This window comes from Pseudomonas sp. W5-01, assembly GCF_046540435.1.
In the GTDB taxonomy this organism is placed as follows: domain Bacteria; phylum Pseudomonadota; class Gammaproteobacteria; order Pseudomonadales; family Pseudomonadaceae; genus Aquipseudomonas; species Aquipseudomonas graminis_B.
Genome location: NZ_JAXCIP010000005.1, coordinates 100,117 through 113,943, shown reverse-complemented (window position 1 = coordinate 113,943; position 13,827 = coordinate 100,117). Strand labels below are relative to the sequence as shown.

Below are 13,827 nucleotides of genomic sequence, written 5' to 3'. Positions count from 1 at the left end.
ATCGCTTAACGCCGTCGCGCCTCTGCTCGCAATGGTTGGCCTGCTTGGCATGCAGGCCGGTGAATGGCTCTGGCGTGGGCAAGCAGTTCTTCTCCCATCTGGCCTCCTGAACCGACGACCCCCTTTCCCCACTCTGGACGAACCCATCATGAAAGCACTGCAATTCTCCCGCACCGGCGACCTGGCTGCGCTGGAAGTCGTCGATCTGCCTACGCCCGTCCCGGCGGCCGGCGAAGTTCTGGTGCAGATAAAAGCAGCGGGCCTGAACCCCAGCGACGTCAAAAACGTCCTGGGCCGCTTCCCCTACACCACGATGCCACGCATTCCGGGGCGTGACTTCGCGGGCGTAGTCGTCGAAGGCCCGCAGGCACTGATCGGCAAGGAAGTATGGGGTACCGGCAAGGAAATCGGCTTTGTCCGCGACGGCTCCCATGCCGGCTACATCACGCTGCCGGCCAAAGGCGTGGCGATCAAGCCTGCCTCGCTGAGCTTTACTCAGGCCGCCAGTCTGGGCGTGCCGTACACCACGGCGTGGGACGCGCTTGAGCGCAGCCTCGTGCAGGCCAGCACCCGGTTGCTGGTCATCGGCGCCAATGGCGCAGTGGGAAGCGCCGCTATCGCACTGGCGAAAGTGCGCGGCGCTCAGGTGCTGGCAGCGGTGCGTAAGCCGGATCAGCTGAAAGCGCTGCAAGAGCAAGGCTTCAACGCGATCCAGCTCGACAAACCGGAAGACCTGGGTGCTCAAGTGAACGCTGTTTTTCCAGGCGGCGCCGACGTGATCTTCGACACCACGGGCTTCTGGCTGCCGGCTTCTGTGCCTGCGCTGGCCCAGTTCGGTCGCATCGCAATCATCGCCGCGCCGGTGGACGGCCACGTGCAACTGCCTGCGCTGGCGCTGTACCGCAAGGGCGGTTCGGTGGTGGGGATCAACTCGCTGCTGTATGGCGTCGAAGCCTGCGCACGGATGCTGGAGCAGTTTGGCAAACAGTTCGACGACGGCACCTTGCCGCTGCCAACCGGTCTGATTGAGTCGCCGCTGGAAGAAGGCCTGGCGCGTTATGCGGAAGTGAATCAGGGCGGCGTCGACAAAGTCATTCTGCTGCCGTGACAGGCAAGCACGAATGTTGGGGCAGGGCCGCAGGATTACTGGACGGGTAGCCCTTTGAGGTAGTCATGCTGGACGCGTTTGATCGAGCCGTTTGACCGCAGCGTCTCGATCGCGGTTTTCAGCTTCTCGACCATCTGGGGGTCGCAGTCTTTGGAGCACGCCAGATACAAATCGGCGGTCATCAATGCCCGGCTCATCATCAGCGGGCGATCACTGATCTGCTTCCAGATATAAAGCGTTTCCGGCACGCCGTTGAACCACGCGTCCACCCGGCCCTTGAGCAACATCAGCGCCGGGTTCTCGCCAATCTTCAGCGGATAAATCTGAGCGGCGGAAAAACCTTCCTCACGTAGCCGCGTCTCCTGCGCCGAGCCACTGCCCACGGCAATCATCTTGAAGGCCTTGCGCGCCTCCTCAAACGTCTCGACGTGACGATCAAGGCTGAAAAATGCCCGGTCCATTGTCATCACCGGCGCGATCCAGATGAAGTTGTCTTCGCGACTTTGCGTGCGGGTCAGCGGCGCGATGAGCTTGTTGGTGCCAAGCTCCACATCCCGCTGCGCCCGTGGCCACGGCGGCGACAGCAGGTGGGCGGAATACCCGGCCATTGCCATGGCCTGCAGGGTGATGTCGCCCGCGATCCCGTGATGGTCGCCTTGACTGACCATGGTCAGCGGCGGCGCTTCGGCCACGTACACGTCAACGACCGGCAGCGCAGATGCCGCTGACGAGCACGCCAACAGCGCGCTGGCCGCGTAACGGGTACAACAGGAAATCCATTTCATGGCAGTTATGCTCAGGGGAAATAAGGCGCCAGGACAGCCCTTGTGCCAGGTTTGTTATCCAGTCTGGCATCGATCTTCATTTCTGCCGGTCGCAGTGCGCGTCCTGCGTCTACTGCAGAGAACATACTCAGGTGGCGGCGACTCAGGTCTTGTTGTGCTCATTGGTGTAGCGACCGCTCATCTCCCAGCCACACTCCACCAACATCTCGATCCAGTCTTCGTACGAGTCATCCACATCCAGCAAGTTCATGAATTGATCTTCGATGTGGCACCGAAAGGTCTGCTCCTCTACGTTCCACTCAACATCCCGAATCCGCCAGACGCGCTGCATCGGCAACTGAATGTTCAAGCCATGGAAAGGGACGAACGGCAGCTCCACTTCGTAGAGCAGCTTGGACCATTCAGACGAAATCTCCGGGGTCTGGTGGGTCCAGACGTACTTGATCAATCGGACTTTGTGCACGGTTGGGCCTTCTGTCGTGTTTCTAATGACGGGTCGCTGTCCTGACGCAGACGCGAGGGCCCGTTGGATGGGTATACGTTACTCGATGGGGGCGGGATGGGGGAGGGGGCGCTCTGAATCTTAGGGCGCCGTTTGAACCTGATGGCTGGGTTCTCTCCGGGTGGCAGCCGTTTAGGAGCGATCCTGGTGAATGACTACGTTGAGCCCTTCTTCCTAGTCTGGGGCTTGGAAGTAGCTGGTGATCAAATCGAATTCAGCGTCGGTTGCTGCGAAGTCGTGTTCACCGCGCTCGTTTCTGAGGTGCAGCCGGGCTCGGCAAGTGTCGTCGTCGACGTCGAGGAAGTGCAGGCTGTGCGAGGCCTGGGCGGTATCTGCCAGACTGCGTAGCCAGTGGCGGTCTGCGGGAGTGTTTGCGGGGAAATCAAGCACCACATTGATCCCGGCCTTTAGCATGTCGATGACTAAAGGGCCTACGACATCTCGGAGTCTTCTTGAAAGTGTTACGTAGTCTGCGACCGAGTGGATCTGGTCTGGGTATAGCCTTGAGAGCCAATGGTCTTCGGTTAGCAGGATCGCTGCTTGTTCGGCTTTTAGGGCGTTCGCTAGGGTGGATTTCCCGGATGCGATCTTGCCGCATAGGAGGTGGAGTGTGAGCTTCGCCGTCTCATTTTCGGGAATCACGATATTTTGCCTATGTTGCTGAGCCGCGGCTCGATTTTGGCTGCTTCGGACAACGCGCGTGCCCGCTCTGCAATCGTAAATGTGTCCTGAGGAAGCTGATCCTCCAGTGATGTACCGAACCTATGGGCCGCCAATACCAAAGGCAGTACGGATGGAGTCGTCGACCACACTTGGTACTTCTCCCATCGCATGCCCAGATATTCGTGCAACGCCAGGTCCGCACCTTGACGGCCGTCGTGCCACGCCTCGACAAACTGGTCGATTTCTTCCTCCAGCGCGTCACCTTTGAGGCAAAGCTCTACAAACGTCATATGCACCTCTCAGTTTCCTTGGAGAGATAGGGGGCAGACGACAAATATCCCCCTACCATAAATGATCATTAGATAGGCCGAACCTCCGGACTACTCATTTAGCTCGCTTATCCTAGTAAGCGGATGACATGTAGGCTCATGCCTCAAACCTGTTTTTAGAAATTCAAAACATTTTTTTGGTAGCGATTGGTATCGCGCAACCAAATTAGTTTTATTTATTTCCTCGTCGATATTTGACTTCGACCTTTTGAATGCGGGGATCACATCAAGATGGTCGCGAAGATTCTGCATCGATTCTTGGTCCCTGAGGATGGTGCGAATCAAATCCTTATCCTGTTCTCCTATTCGACTCGTAGTGCCGAAGAGCGCATCCTCACCGAGATCTTTTCCGCAGATGACATTTACTTTTACGATCTCATTCATCTCATTCTTTAGATATGTCTCAATATTTTTAATCGCAGTTTTCGTGTATACAATCGTACAGATATCAATAAATTTTATTTTTTTGAAAGTTGATATCAAGGCTTCCCTATGTTCGAATGGGATTAAGAAGTTATTTGAGTTAGACTTAGTTTCTATACCCGTCAAATAGAATTTCATTGAGGAAATTATTTGCGATCCTGTGATGATTGTGTCGGTTATGATGGTCGCTCTTTCTGAATCAAGTCTGATATTTGCGGGAGAGAGGCTCTCGATACTTCGGCCAATGTCGTTGTCCTTGAATAATACTCGGTGCGTGCCATTGTAGTCGCCAATGTGCTTTATAAGAAAAGGATTGCTGCCTTGTTCACTAAGTAAGGTTTCGACTTTTTTAGTAAAATTGTAGATGTCTTCTTTGTATATGACGGTGTGAGCAGATATTAATGTAACTAGCGCTTGGTGAAATTTTCTTGGGAGGGAGCTAAGCCACTTCACCAAACACGAATGCGCATCGGTTTTAGATATGTCTCTGTGGGTCGAAACTACATCTATGGCAGAGCTGAAGCCGTTCAGCGACAATATATTTTTCTCGTCAAAAATAGTAGTTGGGTAGCTTCTGAAGTGATTGCTTTTGGATGAGTAAAGCTCCAACCGGGTGGTTATCGATTTATAAATCTTGCTTATAGCGCTGTGCATGGCTGCAATATAGATGCCGGACGAGTCCTGATAGGAATAGACGTGCTCAGACGAACTTAAGGCTATAGAGTGTTTTGTTTCAAACTGATGGACTTCATTCGTTGTGATATTTACTAGCTGTACCGTATCGAATGAGTAATCTCTGCCATCAAAATGTAGCGACTCGTTGATTGGAGATATTATGGGTCTGATGCGTTTAAATTGGACTGGATCTACGACTGATGTTTCGGCACAGTGCCGTTCTAAGAGATCACAGAAGCCCTTTCTATATTTGTCGATATCGATATGAAGATATAAGGCTAAAGAGGGAGTCACTGTTGTAGGAATTAATTTTAAGACTGTTTCTATAGTATTTAATAAATGTATTGGAGTGCTATCATTTGGGGTCGTGCTTTGATCTACGGCATATATATGGCGATCGCTGTCGTTTTGATTGAAGCGATGATATTGATCGACAAATTTTTCGATTCTTTTTGCCGGTTCAGTTTCCTCGATCGATAGATATAGGGCACCTGCAGCAGCTAAGTCAAAATGAAACGAATCTTCAGATCCACTTATTTCTTCAATCTGTAATAGCAGGTGTTTAATGAATTCGACAGTGTCAATAGTCTCGTTCAAATTGTCAATATACTTGTTCTTAATTATTAGAATGTTGGTGTCTTGACTTGAGACTGACCGAAAGTAACCTTTAATAAAGTTTTTCTGGTTGTTAACTAACGTCTCGATATTGCCGTTCCTGTCTTCAAGGATTATTGTCCTTGAATTTATAAACTCTTGGCTAAAGGGCAATAAGGTATCTTCAGTAAGTAGCGGGTCTTTACAAAATATATTTGGATACGACCCTGAACTTCTACACAGATTTATTATGTCAATGAGCTTTTTAAGCTTTTGTCCTGTGGACTGTTCGGAAATAGATTCGGTGAGGGTTTTTAGATTTTCCGGCGTGTAGTCGACAACAATTTCACTGTAACCGTTGTGCTCATTCAAAGGGCTGCTTGTTGAATGGAAATTGATAGTTGGCTTCCTAAAAAGAATAAATTTTTCTCTTTTCAATACTATTGAGCTGTTTTCGATAATGTTTTTTTCAAACCAAGACTTGTTTGTTGTCGGAAATATTGAAGTCTGATCTTTGTCGATAAGCCATTTATAGAAATCAGCCTTATCTTTGAGTTCGTCAAGCGCTTTCTCGATGCTTGCGTTTTTAAGATCGTTATCTTGGAGCGTAATGTAAATCAGTAGGAGACTATGAAATTTCTCAAATATTTTTCTTTTATCAACAAGCCCGCGGAAGATATTCCCGTCAACAATTGTAGATATTAAAAGTAGCACGTTCTCTTGGCTGTATTCTATGTGGCTTATTTTTTTGAACCAGTCCGGTGCTCGGTGAAGTATTTCTGTCTCATAAGTATTGAAAACATGAGCGCAGTATTTCCAAGAACTTCTCAAGAGTTCGGTGGACTTGTTTCTATTGGATATAGAGAATAGACATAACAGATAGTAGTATTTAGACGCCGTTGAAGGAGCACATATCTCTGGGGGGGAATCTATCGATAGTTTGCCATTTCTTTCATCAGTTGAAAGCTTTGCATAGAATGTAGCAGCTAGATCATTGAGATCTTTGCGTTCAGTGCTTAAGCTAGCACAAAGGGGGTACATAGCCTCAATGAATCTTGGCAGCTCTTTTATATCATTTAGGGCGGTGTTTAATTGTTCGACTAAGTGTTTGTTAATCTTTAAGTTTTCATTTTCAGGGAGGCTTATCAAGCAGTTTATTATGTGTAGTGAAGGGATTTCTTTTAAATCGATTTCCACATCAAAAACTAATGCTAGGTAGGTGAGGTTCTAATATGTTAACTGAGATTTTGATAATTTCTTCTCAAGTCGAGTGAACAGTTTTTTCATGTCGTCTGAAGCCGACTTGCTAGATTCAAGTGCAGTTATAAGGCTTGCGGTGAATACTTCTGATTGAAGTTCGTCAAGATAATCTACTGACTCAAGCGAGTTCCAGTTTTCAGGAGAATCTAAAACAAAACTAAATAAATGCTTATACAGGCTTCCTCTCCCTATTCTGGAGTTCAGTGTTGGTTGGACCTTTTCTCTTTTCAAGGGGTCGAGAGCTGCTACGCCCGCTAGATGTGAAAATATAAAAGCCAAGTCGTCATTGCAGCTGTCAGATTGAACGAGTTTGATGAACTCGGTAATTGCTAGATTTTTTTGTGTGGTGGTCGAATCGGCGAAGTTTCTTGAGACTTTATCAACAGCATATTTTGATTGAGAGCGATAAGTATTAAAATCTTTTGAGAAATGTCCTATTTTAGTAATGCTGGTTTTTTCATTGTTTATATCCAGCCCTAGCAGTTCGAGCTCTGCACGAAGTAATGCGAGTGCTGATTTGGCAGAATCTTCGGAGGGGTAATAATGAAGATGTCATCGACGTGACGTTGGTAGAGCTGAATTTCTTCTAGTTGCAATCTTGAGTCAAGGTTTAGATCAAGATTGTCCAAGTATAGCTCAGCTAAGTACCTTGCATAAGCTGGTCCTTGAGGCAAGCCAACTTTTGAGTTGACAGCTTTTTCCGTTATTTCAAAGAGAGTGTCAATGTGCGATTGGTATGAGCTTTTTGATTCTGGTGATAACTCAATTAGCTTCGCGTCTATCCTAGGATTCACTCCTCCGAGTAACATCCTTTTGAGGTTGTCATGAGGGATCGTGTCATAGAAGCTTTTAATGTCCGTTTTAAGTATGTAATAGTTTTTGTTGTCGGGATCTTCGATTCCGCTGCTTATGTTAGATACAAATTTGATCCAAAGATACAACCATGGCTGAAATATGTAGCCGTCACTAAATCCTTTGTTTGGTTTGTATCCATGAGAGTTGCTGCTTGGGGGGATATTTAAAAAATAAATCAATTGCTTCAATATGCACGAGGTTGTCAGTCTCTCGGGGGTTTTTAGCGTGATAAGCGTCCGCACTTTGTGTTCTTCGTTGCGTAGGTGCTTATAAAATTCTGCTGACTTCGGTTTTTGTATTACGTCATTGACTAAGTTTAATAGCCGGTAGCTATCAGTCGAAGACAGCTCGTTCATTACTACTTTAGACTGAGCTTCGTCATTTAAAAATAAGTAGTTAAGCTCGGCTGTTTTAGTTATCTCAATGTCAGATTTTGATATCTCAAACGTTGCGTCTGTAAAGTGAGTGTACGTCGGAATGCAAGCCTTAATCAGCTCTTCGACAGTTAGCGAATTAGGGAATTTTTCATTCGTAGTGGTTTCTATTTGTTCTTGCGATGGAAAGTTAAATGAAGACAGTTTTTTAATAGATCGAATTGTTATCTCGGGATTATAGTTTTCGCTTTTGCTAAATATATCTACGAGTATTTTTTGTCCTGCATCTTCTAGGTTTTTAGCTTTGATATTGTAGAGCATGCCAACAAGAAGTTTTCTATCCTCGTTGTTGAGGTTTACGCCGTCTTTTATTTTATTGCCTAGAATATGGAGTGGAGGGTGATCATTCCAGTGTGCTTGCAAAGCATCTAATGTAAAACCGTTGTTCTGTATTCCGATGGATTTTATTCTTGCGGGTCGAAATGTTTCATCGTGAGTGAAGTTGAAGATTACCCCTAAGGCAGTTTCTAGTTCAGATTTGCTTGTGCTCTTATGTTGTTTTAAAATTTCAAGACTTGATTTTATGGTTTCACTATTAAGTTCTGTGGTATGTTTGATTGTAGCAATTTCCGATTGCGCCTTTAACAGCACAGCATAACGCTTTGATTTGGTGTGTTTTGAAAGTGGAACCTTTACACCCAGGCCAGTCCCATCTGTTGGAGTGCCTGAACTTGGAAAAAGATCTACTCCTATCAGGTCTTTATTGTAATGAAGTTGTGTGCTCTCTATCAAAGCTTGTTGGATTTCATAGCCTGTACGATAGCTGGTTTTTTCACTGAAGGTTATCCAAACGTGGAAGCCTCTGTTTCCCGAGAATTCAAGCAGATAAGGGACATTTAGCCTGTTGAGTGAATTACAGAAACTAGTCACTGCGCGCTCAAGCTCATTTTGTGCAGTCTGCCTTAGTTCATTTTCCAAATTTGCTTTTGAAATGTCGAAATCAAAACAAATCCATTTAATTGTTAAGTCGTTATTTTTTTGATAAATTGCCAGTGATCCGGAAGTCCTTAAAGTCTTCTCCAAAAGCTTTTTCGTAACTGCGCCAGGTTTTCTCCTGTACTTCCCATCTGGCTGATGCTGTGCGTGGGAAGCTTGATCTGTGGCGAAAAAATCATGTAGTAACGCTGCTAATTCGTTTAACATAGTCAACTCCAGAGTTAAGTCTAACCGCTTTTTTCGGACAAGATAGTTCTTGCCTTGACAGAAACGTTTTATTTGTATTGTACTAAGTTAGTGTCTGGTTCTTCTTGAATTCATAAAGTATGGCTCTGTGGATTGTTATACTGATCTGGAGTTGGCTATTTTAAATCATGTTGCAGTCGGCCTTTCATGCGGACTCAGATAAAATAATTTAGCTATAGTCACCTTGAGAAAAGTTCGAGTTTTGCTAAGGGAGTCGACAAATGCACGGGAAGCTAAAAAAGCAAAGTACTAATACGGCTGCCATACTTCCTCTCGGCAATAATGCTGAGTTTGCCCTCGTTTTTAATTAGAAGGATATCGATCGATACTTGTTTCGGATAGGCGAGCTTGGCGGTACCCACTTTTTCGGACGTCAGTTTGATCATCGTATTGCAAAAAACGCGGTCTATTTTGCGAAGTTTTCGATCTTAGGAAATAACCTTGAGCGATCAACCTATGTATTATTCTTAATACTCCAGGATGTTCATACCCGAACTTACCGCATTTATGCGTGCCCGAACCCTCTTTGGGTGTTTTTCTCTTGTTCAAGGAATCTAGGTTTGAGTTGGTGATTGGTTCGATTTGGCTGCTCAAGCGCATTGGCGGACACTGGTTACTGGCCCTGGTTAAGCCGTGAGAGTTTAAAGCCGGCTCTTGATGCGCATTAATATCCGCTAGGTTTCTGCACTGATGCTGTTGGTGAAAAGCGGTCAAGGCTAAGCGTTCAATGCTGGCAAAAAAGTGAAATGCGAATCGGTGATGTGGAATGACCTGGACATATGATAGTCCAGAAGAAACACAGCGCTTCTTTACAAATATCTTCTCATCACAAAACTCCACCTTGCTGAAGTAGTAGCCTTGAGTTTCTCTGCCAGAGATGTAAACGCTCTCATCCATTATGCGCTCTATCGTAGTTGCCCAGTTTTTTTCTTCCGTCTGGGCATTGAATGTTCAGGTTTACTGGGACCGCCCGTGACGTCTGATTTGGAAGTCTCAATGCCAAGGTTTTCATCCTGAAGGTCGCCTCCTACGACTCTACGTTGCCACATATGTCGAAGCAATCCTAGCACCGCGTGATGAGCTGGCAGCACATGCCACCGTTGATGGGTGCGAGATGCAGAGTGATTTGCTCGTAGCGTTCGTACGCATAGGTTGCCCGAAACTCGTGGAAACCGCTTAAATTGTGTGCAAGGAATACTCCCGCGCGGGGCGGACGATTCCCCGTTGGAAATCAAGGGAGCTTTCGTTCGGTGCCAGTAGGTTGCCGCTGCGGTGCGGTAAAATCTCCCGTTTGGCAGACATCTCTTTTGCCATTCCAATGCGACACTTTCGAAGGTTCGGACTTGAATTGAGGACTGCGCCTTGATTTGGTGTTTGGACTCGATATGGTCGATCTCCTCCGCGGGCATCCATCGGACCTCCAGGCGCTTCTTACGCGCATCGGAGAGGCTGACCACGGTGTAGAGCCGAGTCGGAAAGTGGGGCAGTGGGGCGTGAAATAGGGTATTGCTCCCTTTATCGAATGCCCTTGCCCTTGCCCCTGCTTCTATCCTTGAGGCGGCTGGTATCCATAAGAGTCTGGTGGAATCTGAGAAACCTCCAAAACGAAAAAACCCGCCAGAAGGCGGGTTTTTCGGAAGTTTCAGAGATGTTAAAAGCTTTCTAAGAAACATTGTATGGTGCCGGCACCAGGAGTCGAACCCGGGACCTACTGATTACAAGGTAGGTGGTTAAAACAATGAAATCAAAGGGTTACGTGATTCCTTGTTACGTGCTGATGCGCCAGAGCCCGCTAATGATGCGGGTCCTGTTGCGCTTGTTACGCGAGGTTTGCTCAGTGTCCGGGGCCGCTAATCGTGGCCCCCGGATCTTCGAGGCACTGGCATATTCCGCCGTGTGTATTCCAATCCAAGCACCTAATGCGTATGCCTGTGGTGGATATCCGGAAAGTGTGGGTGGCTATGGCGGATCTGCACGTGCTCATGAACATGGCTGTGCGCACCAGTCCCACTCCACTCAAACGAGTGTTCGTGCTGGTGATGCTCGTCGTGAACGTGGCGATGCCCATGCGTCAACGATACGTGCTGGTGCTCGTGCGCGTGGCTTTCAGTAAGGTGGAGCCATACCCCAATACCCATCAGCGCAGCGGCTGGCCAAAACGACAAAGACACAGGCTCGCCCATAGCTACGATTGCGATGGCGGCTCCTAGAAACGGCGCGGTCGAAAAGTACGCTCCTGTACGTGCCGAACCGAGGCCGCGCAGCGCTAGTACAAAGAGCACCAGGCTGACGCCATAACCTAGAAAACCAAGCCCTAGCGTCGGTGCAAGCACCGAAAACTCGGGAAGCCTAGATCCAAGGAGCAGGGCCAGCGAACAATTGACTAAGCCAGCTACCAAGCCTTTGAAGCCCGCCACAAAAAGCGCGTCTGATGCAGACACCTTTCGCGTCAGGTTGTTATCGATTGCCCAACAGAAACAGGCTAAAGAGACTGCCAACGGCCCAAGCCAGTCATGAGCCTGCATGGCTTCAAGAGGCCACGCCAAAACAATACCGCCGGCAACGATGGCGATCATTCCCCATACGATGCGCCGATCAGCGTTTTCTTTGAATACTACCCAAGCCAATAAGGCCGTGAGCACAGCTTCGAGGTTGAGCATCAAAGAAGCGGTGGCGCCGGATGTCCTGGTTAATCCGAACATCAGCGCAACGGGCCCGAGCACTCCCCCGAACGCGATTGCGCCGAGAAGCCAAGGCCATTCAGAGGGCCCGAGGCCGGCCGGTTTCCAGCCATGGTCACGCACAAAACGGACAACGGTCAGGCCCAGACCACTGCCCAAGTAAAGGAGGCCTGCAAGTAACACAGGGGGAATGTTGAGACCTAGCAACTTGGCAAGCGGCGTGCTGGCACCAAATAACGCGGCAGCGGCCAACGCATACAAAACGCTCAGGTTCATCAATAACTCCGCACCAGAATTTTCGTGAGGAGGCATCATACCGCGAGGCGCACGGTTTTCTTTGATAGCTAAGTTGTTTTGGCCGGACGGTTACACATATTCTCCCCAGGAAAAGGCCAGATATCATGCAGATGCATTCCGCCGCCGAGCCCCGAATGCCATGCTTCGACATATCAGCCGATGTCGTTCGTCTCTACCAACTCTTCTAAGTAGCATTCCACGAAATTCATTCACTTCTCCCTGTGGTTAATCAGTCTGCGGCTGGGGAGACCACGGGTAGGCTATGGTCGTAGATGTCCATCATCTTCGGATCACGATGCCCGCTGGCTTCCTGCTTGTCCGCTCGGTTGCCAGCGGTGTCTGTGATGCCCCTTCGCTTCAAGTCGTGCAACGCGAAACGCTGCTGGGGCGTAATCACGTCGTCCTTGAGTGCCAGTGTGATGAAACGCTGCCAGGCGGTATCAAGACTCGACTTGCGCAGAGTACCGCCATGGCTTGCAACGATGATGTGTCTTCTATCTGGCGCTATCGGAATAGGTGTTCTGCGTTTTTCCCAAGTGCGTGATCGGTACGCCTTTGCACTGTCCCACACGGCCCGCAGGCGCGGCGTCCAACGAACGATGTTGTCCCTGCTGCCCTTTCGCCTGTTTGTCAAAATCCCTTCTTCCAGCTCATTGGCGTCTGTGAGGGTGACGACCTCGATACCTCGAAGCCTGCACAGATAGGCCAGCTCCATCACGATCGGTAAATATTCCGGACAGCCACCGGGTTCGTTGCGCGCGAGCCGGCCGCGAGCTGTTGCCCGATCGATCAGATCGTCCATGACGCTTTGTGTGGGCAGCCGGCGCTGTTTGCGTTCGATCGGCGCCTCGATGCCCAGCGCTGGATTGATTTCTAGATAACCTCGGTTGCGCCCCCACTGCAGAACCCGGCGCAGATATCGGAGGGCATGCGCAGCTTTTGAAGGGGTGCCCTCGTCTGCAAGCCGATCGACGATGCGTTGCACCAGGGCAGCGGTGAACTTCTTCACAGCGAGGTCGCCCAGCGGCTTGCCCAATTTGGTGGGAATGTTCAGCAGGACGTCTCGGGAGTAGCAGTAGTCGTCGTGCGTCTTTGGCTTGAGTTTCTTATAGCGATCGCTTTCGTGAAACTTTTCACAGATGTAACGGAGTGTGCCCCTGTCGACGTTCGATGCTTCATCCATGATCCGATGTAGTTCTGCCAGAGACACGTCTGCAGGCGCCACATTGCGGCGCCGCTGTTTGCCGGTTTCGTCCCTGTGGAGGGTGTACCAAACTCCGTTGCCGCGCTGGTCGAAGAAAATGGCCGCCGGAAGGGCGGCCTGATCGACGTGGGCAGGGATGTTCGGATTGTGCTTCCGCTTCCTCGCTCGCTTCATAAAATGTCGGGTTCGTACCGTTCGTTCGATGCTGGGGTCAGCCCAGCTGCTTGATTGATAAGGTCCAGAGTTGTCCACGGGCCGGTACGGCCTCGAAACAGGCGGACGCCCTGCTCAATGAGTGACCGTTCAACGTCAGACCGGCGCTGATATCCGGTAATGCGCTGCAGGTCTTCGAATATCAAGACATTGCTCGACATGGTTGCCTCAGGATCTCTTACGCCCCGGTGAGTGTAGTCAGTGTGCCGGGGCATAGTTGTTAGAAAAAAGTGAGCGATCTTCTGGAGGAAAGCCTACCGGGAATAGCGTCTGCCTCGGGCCAATCTCGCAGCAACCTTCTCAGCCATCAGTTCCGTCCATTCATCCTCTTTTCTTTTTTGCCTAATGCGGCTGCAGCTTTGATGGGTGCGAGTCGATCGAGCTTTACCGCAAATGTCGCAAATGCTCGGCAGATCGAGTCGGTGGCTCGCCATCGTTGGTCGTTGGCGGGCAGTGGCTTGCTTAGGCATCAAGCACCTCGCTCAGCTTGAACGTATGTCCATCCACAATCGTGTTCATGGTAGCCTCGGCCGCGCTGCCTTTGAGGATTTGAGCTTGCATGGTTCTCTCCTTTCAGGGGTGGTAGGTGCCATGGGGTTGCAGCCCCATGGCACCGACTTCA

General features: G+C 49.3%; 10 protein-coding genes and 1 pseudogene. 1 reads left to right on the top strand and 10 read right to left on the bottom strand.

Annotated elements, in window-relative coordinates; all coding sequences use genetic code 11:
* Nucleotides 1-148: 148 nt before the first annotated feature.
* Nucleotides 149-1,108 (top strand): quinone oxidoreductase family protein, encoded by a 960-nt coding sequence (locus tag SLW75_RS17250; RefSeq protein WP_410935020.1) that lies wholly within the window; start codon nucleotides 149-151, stop codon nucleotides 1,106-1,108.
* A 35-nt stretch (nucleotides 1,109-1,143) separates the two neighbouring features.
* Here SLW75_RS17250 and SLW75_RS17245 read toward each other — a convergent pair whose 3' ends face one another.
* The 10 genes and pseudogenes from SLW75_RS17245 to SLW75_RS17200 form a co-directional block, all read right to left on the bottom strand.
* Nucleotides 1,144-1,893, bottom strand: a complete 750-nt coding sequence (locus SLW75_RS17245; RefSeq protein WP_410935019.1) for a substrate-binding periplasmic protein — start codon at nucleotides 1,891-1,893, stop codon at nucleotides 1,144-1,146.
* A 142-nt stretch (nucleotides 1,894-2,035) separates the two neighbouring features.
* On the bottom strand, nucleotides 2,036-2,356 hold the full coding sequence (locus SLW75_RS17240; protein ID WP_065987406.1) for a hypothetical protein: 321 nt from the start codon (nucleotides 2,354-2,356) through the stop codon (nucleotides 2,036-2,038).
* Nucleotides 2,357-2,569: 213 nt separating this feature from the next.
* On the bottom strand, nucleotides 2,570-3,034 hold the full coding sequence (locus SLW75_RS17235; RefSeq protein ID WP_410935182.1) for an AAA family ATPase: 465 nt from the start codon (nucleotides 3,032-3,034) through the stop codon (nucleotides 2,570-2,572).
* Nucleotides 3,034-3,348: a hypothetical protein gene (locus SLW75_RS17230; RefSeq protein WP_410935181.1), complete on the bottom strand. Its 315-nt coding sequence runs from the start codon at nucleotides 3,346-3,348 to the stop codon at nucleotides 3,034-3,036. Before SLW75_RS17230 ends, SLW75_RS17235 begins: the two co-directional genes overlap by 1 nt.
* A 90-nt stretch (nucleotides 3,349-3,438) precedes the next feature.
* The gene (locus SLW75_RS17225) at nucleotides 3,439-6,276 is read right to left on the bottom strand and encodes a hypothetical protein (protein WP_410935018.1); all 2,838 of its coding nucleotides are present in this window, start codon (nucleotides 6,274-6,276) and stop codon (nucleotides 3,439-3,441) included.
* A gap of 539 nt (nucleotides 6,277-6,815) precedes the next feature.
* On the bottom strand, nucleotides 6,816-8,771 hold the full coding sequence (locus SLW75_RS17220; protein ID WP_410935017.1) for a TOTE conflict system archaeo-eukaryotic primase domain-containing protein: 1,956 nt from the start codon (nucleotides 8,769-8,771) through the stop codon (nucleotides 6,816-6,818).
* 1,102 nt (nucleotides 8,772-9,873) lie between these two features.
* Nucleotides 9,874-10,082: pseudogene (locus SLW75_RS17215) on the bottom strand (integrase); the annotation flags it as partial.
* A 644-nt stretch (nucleotides 10,083-10,726) separates the two neighbouring features.
* Nucleotides 10,727-11,767, bottom strand: a complete 1,041-nt coding sequence (locus SLW75_RS17210; protein ID WP_410935016.1) for an EamA family transporter — start codon at nucleotides 11,765-11,767, stop codon at nucleotides 10,727-10,729.
* Between the two features lie 250 nt (nucleotides 11,768-12,017).
* Entirely contained in the window at nucleotides 12,018-13,166 is a 1,149-nt protein-coding gene (xerC, locus tag SLW75_RS17205; RefSeq protein ID WP_410935015.1) for a tyrosine recombinase XerC, read from the bottom strand.
* Nucleotides 13,163-13,366 (bottom strand): hypothetical protein, encoded by a 204-nt coding sequence (locus SLW75_RS17200; protein ID WP_110950414.1) that lies wholly within the window; start codon nucleotides 13,364-13,366, stop codon nucleotides 13,163-13,165. The genes xerC and SLW75_RS17200 overlap by 4 nt, the downstream gene beginning before the upstream one ends.
* Nucleotides 13,367-13,827: the final 461 nt, after the last annotated feature.

What these genes read in the sequence shown, in the direction of transcription:
- SLW75_RS17250 (WP_410935020.1), top strand. Translation starts at nt 149, where the DNA reads ATGAAAGCACTGCAATTCTCCCGCACCGGCGACCTGGCTGCGCTGGAA.
- SLW75_RS17245 (WP_410935019.1), bottom strand. Translation starts at nt 1,893, where the DNA reads ATGAAATGGATTTCCTGTTGTACCCGTTACGCGGCCAGCGCGCTGTTG.
- SLW75_RS17230 (WP_410935181.1), bottom strand. Translation starts at nt 3,348, where the DNA reads ATGACGTTTGTAGAGCTTTGCCTCAAAGGTGACGCGCTGGAGGAAGAA.
- SLW75_RS17220 (WP_410935017.1), bottom strand. Translation starts at nt 8,771, where the DNA reads ATGTTAAACGAATTAGCAGCGTTACTACATGATTTTTTCGCCACAGAT.
- SLW75_RS17210 (WP_410935016.1), bottom strand. Translation starts at nt 11,767, where the DNA reads ATGAACCTGAGCGTTTTGTATGCGTTGGCCGCTGCCGCGTTATTTGGT.
- xerC (WP_410935015.1), bottom strand. Translation starts at nt 13,166, where the DNA reads ATGAAGCGAGCGAGGAAGCGGAAGCACAATCCGAACATCCCTGCCCAC.
- SLW75_RS17200 (WP_110950414.1), bottom strand. Translation starts at nt 13,366, where the DNA reads ATGTCGAGCAATGTCTTGATATTCGAAGACCTGCAGCGCATTACCGGA.